The organism is Paenibacillus sp. Y568, assembly GCF_059445545.1.
In genome coordinates this window covers 341,177-356,272 of record NZ_JCAIUM010000002.1, presented here as the reverse complement: position 1 = coordinate 356,272, position 15,096 = coordinate 341,177, and the positions used below count along the sequence as shown (strand labels likewise).

Annotated in this window: 12 protein-coding genes and 1 other annotated feature; of the genes, 4 read left to right on the top strand and 8 right to left on the bottom strand. The window is 42.7% G+C overall.

Annotation, left to right across the window (positions count from 1 at the left end):
• Positions 1–35: 35 nt before the first annotated feature.
• The 3 genes from AC1D7X_RS04705 to AC1D7X_RS04695 all read right to left on the bottom strand — a co-directional run bounded on the left by AC1D7X_RS04705 (position 36) and on the right by AC1D7X_RS04695 (position 4,491).
• A complete protein-coding gene (locus tag AC1D7X_RS04705; RefSeq protein WP_495457789.1) occupies positions 36–1,769 on the bottom strand; it encodes an extracellular solute-binding protein in 1,734 nt (577 codons plus the stop codon).
• A gap of 946 nt (positions 1,770–2,715) precedes the next feature.
• Entirely contained in the window at positions 2,716–3,612 is an 897-nt protein-coding gene (locus AC1D7X_RS04700) for a hypothetical protein (protein WP_495474733.1), read from the bottom strand.
• Between the two features lie 33 nt (positions 3,613–3,645).
• Positions 3,646–4,491, bottom strand: a complete 846-nt coding sequence (locus AC1D7X_RS04695) for a L,D-transpeptidase family protein (protein WP_495474732.1) — start codon at positions 4,489–4,491, stop codon at positions 3,646–3,648.
• A 257-nt stretch (positions 4,492–4,748) separates the two neighbouring features.
• Between AC1D7X_RS04695 and AC1D7X_RS04690 the strand changes: the two genes are divergently transcribed.
• The 3 genes from AC1D7X_RS04690 (at position 4,749) to AC1D7X_RS04680 (ending at position 7,630) form a co-directional block, all read left to right on the top strand.
• Positions 4,749–5,588, top strand: a complete 840-nt coding sequence (locus AC1D7X_RS04690; RefSeq protein WP_495474731.1) for an alpha/beta hydrolase family protein — start codon at positions 4,749–4,751, stop codon at positions 5,586–5,588.
• A gap of 239 nt (positions 5,589–5,827) precedes the next feature.
• Positions 5,828–6,406, top strand: coding sequence for an LOG family protein (locus AC1D7X_RS04685; protein ID WP_495474730.1), 579 nt, complete (start codon positions 5,828–5,830; stop codon positions 6,404–6,406).
• Positions 6,407–6,649: 243 nt separating this feature from the next.
• Complete coding sequence (locus tag AC1D7X_RS04680) at positions 6,650–7,630, top strand: NAD-dependent epimerase/dehydratase family protein (RefSeq protein WP_495474729.1); 981 nt, start codon at positions 6,650–6,652, stop codon at positions 7,628–7,630.
• A 175-nt stretch (positions 7,631–7,805) separates the two neighbouring features.
• Here the strand turns inward: AC1D7X_RS04680 and AC1D7X_RS04675 are convergent, their stop codons facing one another.
• Positions 7,806–7,928: a hypothetical protein gene (locus tag AC1D7X_RS04675; RefSeq protein ID WP_495474728.1), complete on the bottom strand. Its 123-nt coding sequence runs from the start codon at positions 7,926–7,928 to the stop codon at positions 7,806–7,808.
• Between the two features lie 228 nt (positions 7,929–8,156).
• Positions 8,157–8,391 (top strand) — a binding site (T-box leader).
• 40 nt (positions 8,392–8,431) lie between these two features.
• Between AC1D7X_RS04675 and AC1D7X_RS04670 the strand changes: the two genes are divergently transcribed.
• On the top strand, positions 8,432–9,514 hold the full coding sequence (locus AC1D7X_RS04670; RefSeq protein ID WP_495474727.1) for a bifunctional 3-deoxy-7-phosphoheptulonate synthase/chorismate mutase: 1,083 nt from the start codon (positions 8,432–8,434) through the stop codon (positions 9,512–9,514).
• A 146-nt stretch (positions 9,515–9,660) separates the two neighbouring features.
• Here AC1D7X_RS04670 and AC1D7X_RS04665 read toward each other — a convergent pair whose 3' ends face one another.
• From AC1D7X_RS04665 to AC1D7X_RS04650, 4 genes are all read right to left on the bottom strand, one after another.
• The gene (locus AC1D7X_RS04665) at positions 9,661–11,340 is read right to left on the bottom strand and encodes an ABC transporter substrate-binding protein (RefSeq protein ID WP_495474726.1); all 1,680 of its coding nucleotides are present in this window, start codon (positions 11,338–11,340) and stop codon (positions 9,661–9,663) included.
• 72 nt (positions 11,341–11,412) lie between these two features.
• A complete protein-coding gene (locus AC1D7X_RS04660) occupies positions 11,413–12,285 on the bottom strand; it encodes a carbohydrate ABC transporter permease (RefSeq protein ID WP_495474725.1) in 873 nt (290 codons plus the stop codon).
• Between the two features lie 17 nt (positions 12,286–12,302).
• Positions 12,303–13,238, bottom strand: a complete 936-nt coding sequence (locus tag AC1D7X_RS04655) for an ABC transporter permease (protein WP_495474724.1) — start codon at positions 13,236–13,238, stop codon at positions 12,303–12,305.
• 210 nt (positions 13,239–13,448) lie between these two features.
• Positions 13,449–15,068, bottom strand: a complete 1,620-nt coding sequence (locus AC1D7X_RS04650; RefSeq protein ID WP_495474723.1) for an extracellular solute-binding protein — start codon at positions 15,066–15,068, stop codon at positions 13,449–13,451.
• Between the last annotated feature and the right edge of the window lie 28 nt (positions 15,069–15,096).

Genomic DNA, 15,096 nt, shown 5'->3' with positions numbered 1-15,096 from the left:
AGGAAGAAACCGTTGATTTCTTCCTCCAAGGCAAATCATCTTTTAGTCGATTCGTACCATTCGTTGACCTCTTGCGTAATTTGGTCTCCACCCAGCTTTCCCCAATCCTTCACAAACTGGTCAAATTTCTCAATAGGCTCTCCTAAAATGATCTTGACGAACATCTCATTTTGCTGCTTATCAAGCGTCGTTTTGCGCTCTACCATTGTCGGAGTCGGAGCGCCGACGAATTTTTCCTGCAAGAACTGGTCGTTCTTAATGTACTGGTCGGCTATACCCATGGAACCCTGCTCACTGTAAATCCGCTCCCAGCCCCACAATGCGAAGCCTTCCTTCGATCCCGATGCATACGACTCTAACTTTTCCTGAATCGTCTTGGCTTCTCCCACCAGCTTGGAGAAATCACCAGCTTTACGGGCGGCATCAATCTCTCTGAAAGCATCTACATTCTTCGTAACTGGATATGGCGTTACCGGCGATAGTTGCCATACACTTTCAGCTTCCGGAGGCGCAAAGTACTTGCCGAATTCAGCAGTCTCGCCCCAGTTCTTCTCCAGATGCATATTGAACAATTTGATTACCGCTTCCGGGTGTGCGGCACCTTTCTTGACAGCAAAGAAACGGGTTGTGCTAAATTTAAGCGGCACCTTTGGCGTTTCCCCTGATTCAGAGACGATCGGGAATGCCTGCCACTGTGCATTTGGATCATTGTCCCGGTTGAGTTGAAGTGGCCAGATGGAGTTCCATTGCTCTCCGTATTCCATCCCAATCTTGCCTGCAGATATCAACTCGGAGACCTTGCCTCCGTCCTTAACCCCGAACTCCTGGTCCAACTGCCCTTTTTTGGCCATATCCTGTAACACCTGAAGCGCCTTCTTTACTTCAGGCTGAATGCTGCCATATACGAGCTTGCCCGTACCATCATCCACCCAAATATTCGGGTAGGCATTATATCCGGCCATAAATCCCTCAAGCCCCATTGCTCCACCCCATAAATCTTTGGTGAGTCCAAGACCAAAAGTATCCTTCTTGTCGTTCCCGTCCGGATCCTTCTCCGTAAAGGCTTCCGCTATGGCGAGAACATCTGCCATAGTCTTAGGCGGCTGTAACCCTAACTTCTCCAGCCAATCCGTACGAATCCAGATGTACATCGACCGTTCAATTGAAGATTCTAGATTAGGAATCGCCATCAGCTTTCCCTCGAAGGACGCTGCATCAAAAACGCTCGTTCCTTCTCCCGAGAGCACTTCTTTAGTGAACGGGGAAGCATATTTTTCGTACAACTCTGTCATATCTTCAATCTGGTCTGAATCCGCTAATTGCTTAAGCTGTGTAGCATTCACCGGAATGACATCCGGTAAATCCCCGGAGGCTAGCGTTACGTTAATTTTCTGAAGGTATTGATCTGAGGTGTCGTCGCCTTTAACGATCCAGTCATACTTTATTTTGATGCCTAGCTGATCCTCATACAATTGTGACCAGCGATTATCTTCGACGGTTTCGTCTTTCAGTACGCCCAGCACATTATTCTCCACGACATCGCTCAAGTGTCTGACAAATGATACTTCAATCGGGGGATCATATTTCCCAAGCGGACTCTCATCCACCACCACGTTCTGATTCTGATTCTGGTTATCCGTTGAATCCTTGTCCTTATTTCCGTTGTTGGACCCTCCTTCTCCAGAGCATGCGGCCAGCAACAGTGAAAACAACAGCAAGATTGAAGTTCTCTTAAACCAAACTGATCCATTCTTTATACCCGTTTTCATATTCAACCCCCAATTCAATTGTAGTCGCACTTTGGTTACGCTTTCATTATGGAGTAACTAATATTTATTAACAACGTTCACATTTTTACTTTACTTAACCTCCGTTGACCAAAACAAGCTCCTGATTCAGGCTGTAGTTCCCTTATTAGGCAGGGTTACCACCTGCTAAATGACATAACCTACTTGGCGCACACGTCCCTTCCCCATGTAATCGGCTCTCCCGATCTCGGAGTACTATGAATAGATCCGATTCCCTAATCGCCATCAGCTTTCCTCTTTTTCGCTTGTCGAGCCTACCTACTCCTTGGAGTAGGAGCTCTTAGGGACTCCCAAGTTCCTGACTCATCTCTCCATACATGACACGACAGACCCTCCAGAATCTTACCTCCAAAAAAAAAAAAACGCACTTCGTATTTTCTTTTAACGTTTCTCTTGCTTGGACTTCCGTGACGTTAAACACGTCGTCTGTTCTTTGTTCTTTTTCCCGAACTACATTGACGAGACTGAATATACTTCAGGAGGTACATCTCCTTTTGGCACCTACATGGCTCTCTGTGTACACTTCACTTAGCAGTTACCTGTGTCAGCGCAACACTCGATAGAGGTAGTTGGTTAGACCTTGCCCCACAAGGAATTTCACCTCTTCAGATGAGCCAAGCTTCTTGGCGTACTAACGGTTTGGCATTCCTGACGTTCAAGTGGCTTAAGTGACCGAAGGGAACGGGTCATTAGAATTAGACAGTTACATGTGTCACCTGATTCCACTTCTCCGAAATCCCTCTTGGTGACCTAGGAGCGAAAGCGACGACTTAGGAATGTTCTGTTTAAGTGATGTTGTGGCCTTCTTCGAATTCACTTTCATATATATGTAAGTTTCCTTTATGTCCCTAGTCTAACTCCTCTTCGAATTAATACTCAAATTGATCAAGGTTATGCGTAACAATAATCATACCCACCCAAAGAACAGGGATATCAGATTCAAATTCCTACATAATAAATACATAATTGCAACAAAAGGTAATACACGCAAACGTTGCATATTGTTACTTGGGAGAATGATAAATAACAATATTGCCAAAAACAAATCAAAGCCTTGAAGTAGAGAATGAGTATGATAGAAGCCATCTCCATTTATCAAAAGTAAAACTATCGGAGGTGCTGAACAAAAAGCAGCAATCCAACCACTTCCGCGGGCATACCATATAATATACGCACAAATTGGCGATAACACAGCAAAAATACCCCAAGCAAAAAAATAATATTTAGGGAAGAAACCAAACAATACAGTAGAGAAAGAATAATACGCTACCAGCATTCCTACGAAGAATATAAATACATGTAGTGCCGCAGCTTTGGGAGAACGACTCCTCGAAGCGAGAATTGTGCCTATTAGAACCCAAATTCCTAGACTGGTTGTGATTTCTCTGATAATAGTTAATCCATATGTATAAAATCTATGTATAGTTTTACTGTCTGCGTTAATGGAAACAGTATCCGCATATTTAGCCAAAAAACCCAATATTAACCCTAACGAAAATACAAACAATACACGAAGTAATTTTTGCTGTATTGTAAAGTCTAAATATGACCTCACTCTTATTTGATTCATCCTGTCCTTCACGCTTATTCTCACTTCCCAACTATAAAAATATTTGTTTTCTAAGATAATCGATCTATTCGGTTTAGTTGTTTTAAACTTTACCAGAATTTCACATAACGTAATATCTGCGGCACCCTTCGCAGATTCTTCCCCCACATCTGTATTCATGACGCTCTTTATTACATTCGTGAAATTTGTAAACATTCCCTCTTTCCACTCGCTTTTATCCATTAATAAGCGCAAAAAAAGCCACTTTCGTGGCTTTACAACTGATGATTAATTTGACATTATAATGGCATTATTCTTACTGTCCCATGTTACTTGAATACCGGACAACTCTAGGATGTTTCGCAGTGGGAGCATGACGGTTGTGCCTTGATACATGGATGGTGTAATGGTGATCGCTTTTCCATTCACTGTCGCTTGGTTGGTCAGTGGCTTGTGAGTTATCGTTCGACCACCTATGATGATGGTTGTCGTCTGTGTTTTATTGTTCCACTGTACTTGAGCTCCTAACATTTCTAAACATTCTCTCATCGGTATGAAAATACGTGAATCGACGATTGCAAGTGGATTATTTAGTTTTCGTTCTTCACCATTTATAACTACTTTGCCCTCAAAAACCTTAAGTCCCAATACATACCCATTCTTCTCTGCAATCTGCTCAAACGTTAGGTTAGAAGAAGTGATAACGGCATATGAGTTTACTTTCACTTGTGTGAACAGTTCATGTATCTCAGCATTGTGCATGCGAATGCACCCAGCACTGACATACTTACCAATCGAATTTTCATTGCTGTTTCCATGTATGGCATACGTTGTTCCCATGGTACCATTTACTTCTAGTCCGATCCACCGATCCCCCAATGGATTGCGCGGGTCTCCTCCAGGAATTTTTTCTTTGTAATACGGTCTATTTTTGATTTTGTTCGCTATCCTGAATTTCCCTTCAGGAGTTAGTTCGGGATCCTTTCCAGTGGCAACCGCATATTCCTTTTCCAATTTCCCATCCCTAAAGAAAGCCAATGTATTGGTCTTCTTATTCACCACAATTAAATCCGAACTGTGTGAACTTGCACTTGCTGCACTTACTCTTTCTGCAAATGGATTGATCCACAGCAAAAGAATTACAACTGTAAACGCAAAAATGCGTTGAACATAATGAGACAGTACGCACGACCTCCTTTTTTAACTAATATATTAATGTAAAGTCCGTCCTACAACACATATCCAAATCAATATATGAGACTTTATTTATATTTGAAAATGAGTTCACCCAATAACTAAACAAATGACTTGATTCCAGACAATTAGGGTATAAGAATAGAATATGCGACAATAAATCACATCAAACAAACACTAGGGGCAGCTGATAAAATATGATTACTCACATGACATACATATCCGATGGTCTGAAGGTAAAAGGGTATCTTAGCTTCCCTTATGGTTATGACCTACCCATCTCAGAATTGGAAAGCCTTATTCATCAATCCATAGGTTCTACTACGGATCTTCCAGTGACAAAGTTATCCTGCTCATATCCTCCAGCACAACAAGATATTCGATCTAAGCAATGGCCTGTATTGATCTATTGCCGTGGAGGCATAGGTAAAGTAGGACGAGTTAAGATCGACTGGCTCGAGCAATTTTCAAATTACGGTCATATTATCTTTGCGCCCACCTATCGAGGGAATGAGGGTGGTGAAGGTCGTGATGAATTCGGGGGGAGCGATCAAGAAGATGTTCTATCCGCCTATCGCCTTCTCGAGAGTCTCCCTTTTGTAGATGCCAATCGCATTTCAATTATGGGATTCTCACGAGGTTCAATCAATGCCACACACACAACAGCAACCCTTTCTAACGTTCATAGATTAATCTTGTGGGGTGGGGTGTCGGATCTCGCACAAACTTATGAAGAACGAATCGATTTACGTAAAATGTTAAAACGCGTTATTGGTGGTACACCCACCAGAACACCAGAATCCTATAAGAAACGCTCCCCTATCGATATGATAGAACAGATTCATTGCCCAGTGCTGATCATGCATGGCACTCAGGATACTCAGGTCGATTTCAGTCACGGTCTTAATATGTATAACAAGCTTATGGAAGTAGGTGTACCCGTTGAACTCCATCCGTTTGAAGGGGGCGATCACCATCTCCCACTCAACACTCATCTTGGCGCCATTGAACGAATGTTTCAGTGGATAGGTCAATAACATATAAGGATATCCTTTACCCATTTCAATCTCCATTTTACTAGGAACATAGTTCCAGTCATACAGTCTCAGGTCTCATTTTTATAACCGCATCATTTCTCAGTAGTGGTTGATTCCTTGATTACAACATAATCGGTATGATGATGAAATGAACACATTAATTTAACAAATATAGATAAGTTCTTCTGTATAATAAAATAACAGCTAATATAATCAACAGATAGATCGGAGTGAATGAGATGAAGGCAATTTGTGTTTTTGCAGGCTCCAATCTAGGAGAACGTCCAGAGTATCAACTCAAGGCAGCTGAGCTTGGCAACTATATGGCCCAAGAACAATATCGCTTAGTCTATGGTGGGTCCAATATGGGCCTTATGGGTGTGATTGCAAATACCGTACTCGCTAATGGTGGAGAAGTGACGGGCATTATGCCCAAAGGGTTATTTAAAGGCGAAATTGTGCATCAACAATTAACCGAATTAATTGAAGTTGAAGGCATGCACGAGCGCAAAGCCACGATGGGGAAATTAGCAGATGGGTTTATTGCCCTTCCCGGAGGATTCGGAACATATGAGGAACTATTCGAGGTTTTATGCTGGTCTCAGATTGGAATACACAGCAAGCCAATTGGAATTTTAAATGTTAGTGGTTATTTCGACCCACTTCTGAACATGATCAATTACAGTGTACAAGAGGGGTTCTCTAACACTTCGAATCTAAGTCTAATCAATGTTTCTAGTGACCCTATAGACCTTATCCAACGCATGGAACACTATGTTCCACAAGTGATGGATACCAAATGGAAACAGCTCAATTAGCAGCAATCTAGATCTCAATAATTCGTGGAAGCTACAATAGGAATTCCAGAGCAATATGCGGACGTCAATGGTATGGGAAATCCTCAGATTCCCATACCATTGACGTCCGCATTTATATATTTAAAAGATTCATTATTTTAAATTTAATTTTAAATTTGTGATAAAAATCACTAACTATTATATGAGATATGATATATTTGATTTAACTTTAGCATACATACCCTTTTAGGAGATGAAGATATTATGAAGAAAGTATTTATCTTAGGTGGAACTGGATTTCTAGGCTATTACACTACTAATGAGTTGTTGAAAAGAGGGTATAAAGTATCTTCCATATCCCTTCCTCCTTTTCCAGATGAGAACTTATTTCCTGAAGAAGTTGAAACGCTCTTAGGCGACCTGAATACATATACCGATGATCAAATCATGGAATTATTAGATGGGGTATACGCTTTTGTCTATGCAGCAGGAGCTGATGAGCGAGTTGTTCCACAAGCACCGGCAAGCAAGTTTTTCTATGAAGCTAACGTCCTTCCTACTCAAAGAATAGCTAGACTAGCGAGAAAAGCGGGCGTGAAAAAATTTGTCTTGTTTAACTCGTACTTTTCGCACTTTTCCGAAAAATGGATAGATTTAAACTTAAAAGAACATAATGCTTATCCACGTACACGCCTATTGCAAGAGGAAGTTGCGATCATGGAGGGCGAAGATAAGATGGATGTCATGAGTCTTCGTCTCCCTTATATATTTGGTGTAATGCCTGGACGTACTCCACTCTGGACGATGTTCATTGATCGAGTCAAAGGTAAAGACTTGGTTCCTATTCAACAGGGTGGTACAGCAATGGTAACTGCGAAGCAAGTAGCAGAAGCAGCTGTAGGCGCAATTGAATTTGGCCAGCATAAAGGTAAATACGCCATATGTGACACAAATATGAAATACAGCGAGTTCTATCAAATGATTGCCGACGCATTACAACAATCCAACAGCAAAATTCAGGTCGTTCCGCTCGAATCCATTAAACCAACGATGGAGCAATATGATATTCAAACAGAAGCTTCCGGCAAGGAACATGGTATACATTTGAGCTACATCGCAGAAGTACAAGACCGTGACGCTTATCTAGATCCAGAAGATACAATGCCTATCCTACAGTACAAAAAAGATGATATCCGCGTTTGGATCAAGGAAACATTGAAAGCCTGTGTCGAGGCTAGTCAATAATTATATATATCCCATCTACTCATATGGAAAATTTGAAGGTCACTTAAGGTAACAAGAGCCCATAGCAAATGGGCTCTTGTTTTTTGAAGATTGTATCCATTATGAACCCAATTCATACGCTTTGAAATTGATCCCCCCATGATTTTGCGAGTATGCTGAATATATGTCATGTTATTCATAGTCCCATTAGTTCTCCTGTTGGATCAATCATCAATACCACCCCACCGAATACACCTCCCGTACCTAAAAACAACTGTAAAATAAACAATATCCACGATTGTTCATGTTTAGATTTCATGACCTAACTCAACTCCCTCACTCCTAATTCAGTCTACAATATTCCATTTATTTGTAAATTTGGCTCTAATATATTTCTTCATGACTTCGGTTGAATGTTATAATTGTTACACTCATCATGATGGGGTTTTGAGATATCTCTATACGAACCATTTTACGTCAATGCGTTAAAGCAAATACTTGCATTATATTATCTTTCGTGCATATAATGATAAAAATTTGATGTGAAATACAGACCATGATGGAGACAAGTAATCCACTGCACCCTAACAGGGACGGTACGCCATAGATTGAGAGCGAACCGATAGGAATTGCAAGGATGAAATTCACTCCAGAGTCGACTTCCTGAACGCACCCGGGTTGCAGTAAGGAAGTCCGGCACACGCCGTTATCCGTGTTAAGTGAGAAACCAAAACATTTGGCTGTCTAACGAGGGTGGTACCGCGGAATTTTCCGTCCCTTGCAAGACGGCTTTTTATTATTTTATATGGAGGTTATGTGGAAATGAATGAACAATTGGATCAATTACGAGCAGAACTTAATAAGGTGAATAGTACATTGTTGGAGTTATTGAACGAGAGAGCGCGCATTAGTCATGAAATTGGTGTCGTGAAAGAGAAACAAGGCGTACCTAAGTTTGACCCTATTCGTGAAAAAGAAATGCTAGAACAACTCATAGCTAGTAATCAAGGTCCTTTCGACAATAGCACCATTAAACACTTGTTCAAAGAGATATTCAAAGCTTCACTTGACGTTCAAGAGAAAGAACATAAGCGTACCTTATTGGTCAGCCGTAAACAGCATCAATCTAATACGGTCATTCCTCTAAAAGGAAATACTGTTGTCGGAAATGGCTCTCCCATTATGGTCGCTGGCCCTTGCTCTGTAGAATCTATGGAACAATTACGTACAGTAGCAGCGGCTCTTAAAGCAGCTGGTGTTACGGTCATGCGTGGTGGTGCATTTAAACCCCGCACTTCGCCGTATGATTTCCAAGGACTTGGTATCGACGGATTGAAGATGCTCAAAGAAGTTGGCGATGAGTTCGGTCTTTCGATCATCAGTGAGATTGTCCATCCTGCTCATATGGAGATTGCAGCCGAGACGATTGATGTGATCCAGATTGGTGCTCGTAACATGCAGAACTTCGAGCTATTAAAAGCCGCTGGAGAAGCCAAAATTCCCGTTCTATTGAAACGTGGCCTTGCCGCAACCCTTGATGAATTCATTCATGCTGCAGAATATATTCTTTACCATGGTAATTCTCAAGTCATGCTCATCGAACGAGGTATTCGTACGTATGAAAGAGCGACACGTAACACATTAGATATTTCAGCGGTTCCGTTGTTGAAGCAAGAAACCCACTTGCCTGTCCTAGTCGATGTGACACACTCTACAGGTCGTAAGGATATATTCCTACCATGCGCTAAGGCAGCACTCGCTGCTGGTGCCGACGGCATTATGGTTGAGGTACATCCCGATCCAGCGACAGCTCTATCCGATGCGAATCAACAGCTCGATATTCCACAATTCAACGATTTCTGGAGTGGGCTTCTAGGATCAGGTTTGTTTACTTCTTCGAAATAAAACTGAGAAACAAATAAGAAATGGATAGAGATCTCAGAATATATCTGAAGTCTCTATCCATTTCTTTTTGTTCATTAAGAATTACATGACAACCTTAGGTGCATATCCTCCTTCGGAAGCCAAACACCTAGCACCGTTTATAGTAATTAGTAACCTAGTAAGCTCTTATTCTTCTGGAAAATGTCATTTGCCATTTCCGTATACCGCGTACTACCATTCGCTTCGACCTGTGCCTTATATTTATCCCACGTATCAAGACTTTCTTGACCCGTAATGAACTTTAATGTCATCGTCTTCACGTAATCAATAAGCGGCGTTGAGATGAGATTCATCTGTTCTGTTTCCTCAACCGAACCCATGATAGGAGGCTGTAGCTTGCGCGGCTCCCGTGTCGTCTGGGTGCGATTCGTATAGTCCTTCTCACCTTCCGACATCTTGGACATCTTCAGTTTTGTGTCACCACCGTATGCAAAGACACCATTAGCGAATCCATAATCTACGTTTAATTGCTTCGCAGCACCCTCATTTAATCCATTGAAATAGATATCCTTATTGAGCACAATGTTATCTTCCGCATCCTTGGTATAGGTTTCCCCTTCTACGCCCCACAAGGTTAGTGTCTGGCCTTCATTAGAATACCAGAGCCAGTCGACGAAACGAAGCATCTTGATAAATCCTTCTTCTCCAAGACCGTCAAGCGCGTTCTTGCTGATCATAACGCCGTTCTCTAGACGTGAGGTTTCGTTTTGGAGCTTACCCTTAGGTCCGCCAGGAGCAGTGATCATGTATAGCTCGCTTTTCGGATCTGCCATCTTGGACTTGAAATCCGACATAACCTGGTAGTTACCGTTAATTACGAGGCTATCTCCCTGGAAGAACTTAGCCTTTGCAATATCGTCCTCTTGTGTGAAGGATTCAGGATCCATAATCTTATCGCTCACGAGTTTATTGAAATATTCAAGGTATGTCTTGAAGTCGTCCGACGCATCAGCGAAAATAAATTGTTGCTTGTCGTGGTCGTAGACCAGGCCGTTGGCTATTCCCCATCCTCCGGTGACGCCATATTGAATGGCGGCGATATTCAGGGTAGATTCACCCTTCGATTGATCTGAGAAGACATATGGCTTCCCAGTAAATGCTTTCACTTTCATCATAGCTGCAGCGAAATCATCGTAAGTCCAGTTGGCTTGTTGTCCCTCGACGTCTACACCAGCCGCTTCGAATACGTCCTTGCGGATGATATAGGAATATCCGCCTCCCGCAATTTCCCACATTCCTGGAAGGACGTAATATTTCCCATCATCCTTCATTTTAGCTTTTAAATCTTCTTCCATGCCCCAATCTTTTATGGCTTTCGTGAAGTTCGGCATGTATTGCACCCAATCACTGACAGCTACAATCTGGCCCGTTGATACAAATGAGGATTCATCATACGTCTTAGGAATAATGTATGGCGCATCTCCACTGTTCACCAACAGAGACTTTTGATTCTCATATTCTGTTCTAGCCGTAGTCGCCAGATCGAAGGTTACGTTCGTTTTTTCTTGAATAGCGCTCCAAAGTCGCCAGTCCTTATTATAAGGATAGTTCTCGTGGTCGCTGTACATCAGGGAGTAGGTTACCGCTTCATTGGAATGGAACGTCTGTCCTTCCCCAAATTTGTAATCCGTTGCTACATCCGAACCCTCTTTCGTACCTTTACTATTCGATGGAGCAGGTGTTCCATTTTTGGAGGCGCCCTCATTTCCAGACGAACTACATGCTGCCGTCAACGCGACCGTCATTACCAACATCATCATTAGTGTTGCTTTACTGAATCTACTCATAACGTACCTCCCTTTATTAGCTCCTGTGTTTTTATATAACGAAAAAGGCAGTAGCCCTTCCGATTATATCGGTTACCCTTTTACTGCCCCAATCATCATCCCTTGTACGAAATACTTCTGTACAAAAGGGTATATGCAGATAATTGGCAACGAGGTGAGAACCATAGCTGTCGATTTGACGCTTGCTGCGATTTGGCTAGCTTGCTCCGACGTGGCCCCGACTTCTGCCGGACTGACCGCATTGTCAATAATTTGTTTCAAATATAAAGCGACTGGCCACTTCTCTTTCGACTGCAAATAGAGCGAGGGGCCGAACCAGTTGTTCCACATACCGACCATAACGAACAGCATAATCGTCACCAGGATCGGCTTCGATAAAGGAAGAACAATTCTTGTGAATATCCCGAACACACCGAGACCGTCGACACGCCCCGCTTCTTCCAATTCGTTCGGTAATCCGGCAAAGAACGTCTTCATCAATATGACATTGAAAGCACTGATCGCCCCCGGGACGACAATAGCCCAGATCGTATCTCGCATGCCCAAAGTCTTCGCGACCAGAATGTAGTTCGGAATGAGACCGCCCCCGAAATACATCGTAAACAGAACAAATGGAATAAAAAACTTATTGAGGCGTAGTCTATCTTTTGATAGAGGATACGACATTACAGCCGTTGCAGTAACCGCGATAAGCGTACCTACCACGGAATAAACAATCGTATTCCAGTAGTAGCGGAAAAAGTCTGGCTTACTCAGTATGACTTCGTATGTTTTGGTCGTGAATTCAACAGGAAAGATCGTCACTTTCCCAGCATAGATAGCGGCTTCAGAACTAAAGGACTGCGCCACGAGATAAATGAATGGATATAATGTGAAGAAGACTATCAACATCATGAATAATCCATTAATAATATTGAACGCGCTAAAGGTTGAGGTTCGCTTCACCAAAGATCGACTCCTTTCTACCACAAGCTGGATTTCGTAGTTCTCTTCGATACTTCATTTGCGATTGTTACCAATATCAGTCCTATGACGCCTTCGAACAAACCTACCGCCGTCGCATAACTGAAGTTGCCTCCAGTGATACCCATTCGGTAGACATATGTGGAGATAACATCAGCCGTTTCATAAGTCAGAGGATTATACAAGAGCAATATTTTCTCGAAATTCGAACCTAAGATACTGCCGATATCTAGAATCAATAGCACCATAATCGTCGGTAAAATACCAGGAATCGTGACATGCATTGCCAATCGAAACCGGCCCGCTCCATCCATCTTCGCTGCTTCATAGAGTGCCGTATTGATGCCAGTCATCGCCGCCAAATATAGAATCGTTCCCCAGCCAAGACTTTGCCAGATGCCGGAGGTGACGTAAATCGTCGGAAACCATTCCGGTAATGAGATGAAAGAGATCTTATCAAGCCCGAGTAAACCCAATACATAGTTGATAGGTCCCGTTAAGGAAACTATTTCCTTAACCATCCCAGCCACGATAACCATAGAAATGAAATGGGGAAGGTAGGATACGGTTTGTACAAATTTTTTCCACCTGATTCTTCCCAATTCATTCAGTAGCAGTGCGAATACCAAGGTAATCGGAAATTTAACCAGGAGATAACTTACGCTTAAGCTTAAATCGTTGAAGAAGGCTCTCCAGAACGTCGGATCCTTCATAAACATCTCGAAGTACGTAAACCCAACCCATTCCGACCCAAAAATATTCGGTCCACCTCTATACTTCCGGAATGCAATAATACTTCCAAGCATAGGTACATACTTGAAGATGATAAAGTAGATTACAGGTATAACTAAGAACGAATAAAGCTTCCATTCCTTTCTAACGTGTTTCCAAAGTGAACTTGTACTTACAGCCTTGTCTTGCGCATGAGCTGCCATTCCGTCATCACTTCCTTACGAGAATTTTCCCTAGCAGGACTCGGTTCTAACGTTTCTGTCGCTCCATCAATGTATAAGAGAAACCGTCGACCATCAATGTTCAATAACAATAATGATGTACATAAACAAGGAAATCACGAGTGACATTTTGAAACGAATGGGCCCTTTCTAGAATCAGATAAAAAAAGATGACCTCCAAGCCGTCGGAGGTCATCTGTCTATATATCGTTGATATGCAGCTTGTTTTATTTCTAAGATCCGTTCAATCCCCAATAGCTTCAGTTGCTTCACCATATCGTCGTACACATCGATAGAGTTCACACCCAGAATGATTCGAAGTTCCACTTCTTTTACGTACTCATCCACCCCGTCCATCAGTGTAGCTAACTCGCTGGCCTCGTCCGACGTTGGCGTAATCGGTGGCAACAAATAATCTTCATGCTTCGTATTTCTCCATACTTCAATGGCCTGATTTGTTTCTTCGAACTTCCATTCGAGTTGTGAATCATGTTGTATCATTGGGAAGTTCGTTTGGTGGGCATATTGAAGCATCGTCTGATCACTAGATAAACCATCGGGATTCGCTACGACCAAATCGGTATACTTCCGTTCTCCCTGCTCCATTGTATACGTAATACCTTCGATGCCGAACGTGTTCAGCAGGCTTCCTTCTACCGAATAACCGTAATCTAACCACCGAACTGCTGCTTCTAGGTTTTTCGTCGTGGACTTGATCGCTGCCGAACTAGTACCTGCATAAGCGTTGTCAAGCTGTCCGAATTTCGGGATTTCCCCTTTTCTCAACGTTGGGTATGGGGCTGCAATATAACGAGCCGTCGGATCATTAAATAACATCGTGAGATTATATTTCTCAATGTAAGAAAACCAGCCAATGGTTGCTCCGCTTACCCCAGAAGTCATTTTTTTGTCCACGGATTCCAAATCTAGTACGGCAAAATCTTTATCGATCAACCCTTCCTGATACCACTTAGCCATCGTCTCCAGATATTCCCGATATTCCGATTCTAGATAACCGTACTTTACCTTCCCGTCTTCCATATAAAAATTCCCCATAACACCGAAAGCGCCTGCGAAACCTGCCGTTCGTTCCCCCATGAATAGGGTTCGGAGCGTCAACGGTGCCGTCGCACCCTTCTTCTCTTTGAATGCCTTCAAGGTCTCGTACCACTCATCCATTGTTGTAGGGATCGGGAGTTCCAATTCGTCAAGCCAATCCTTACGAATGATCGGTCCCCCGTACACCTTACCCACCTCCGAGCGAATGAATGGAAACGCATAATAGATACCACTATCCGTCTTTACCATCTTATCAATCTCGGGGTTTTCTTCTAACACACGCTTGAAATTCGGCGCATACCGATCGATAACGTCGTTCAGAGGAAGGATATACCCCTGCTGAATAGCTCGTTCGGGACCTCCGGGAAATTGAAGCCAGTTATTCATAAAGATGTCTGGTAAGTTCCCAGAGGCAAGAAGATAACTGAATTTATTGTCTTGCATGGGGACACCACCGAGATGTCTAATCGCAATGCCTGTTCGTTTCTCATATTCCTCGTCAATCGGTCCCTCATTCGGTAGCCCCATATCGGCAAATTCCGTCATTAACGTTAGCTCCGGAACTCCTTGCATGGGATATTCGAACGCATCATCGGAGGTTGCGGGAAAGTGTTGTTCTCGAATTGCACTCTCTGACTTCGTCAACGATCGCTCTTCCGTACTTTTCCCTTCTAAGCATCCGGACGTGAATAAGATTAAGCAGACGATCGCGATTCCATTCTTCCTCAGAAAACCCAAATTGCGCACTCCCATGGTAATTAGGCTCCTTTCAAAGACATTC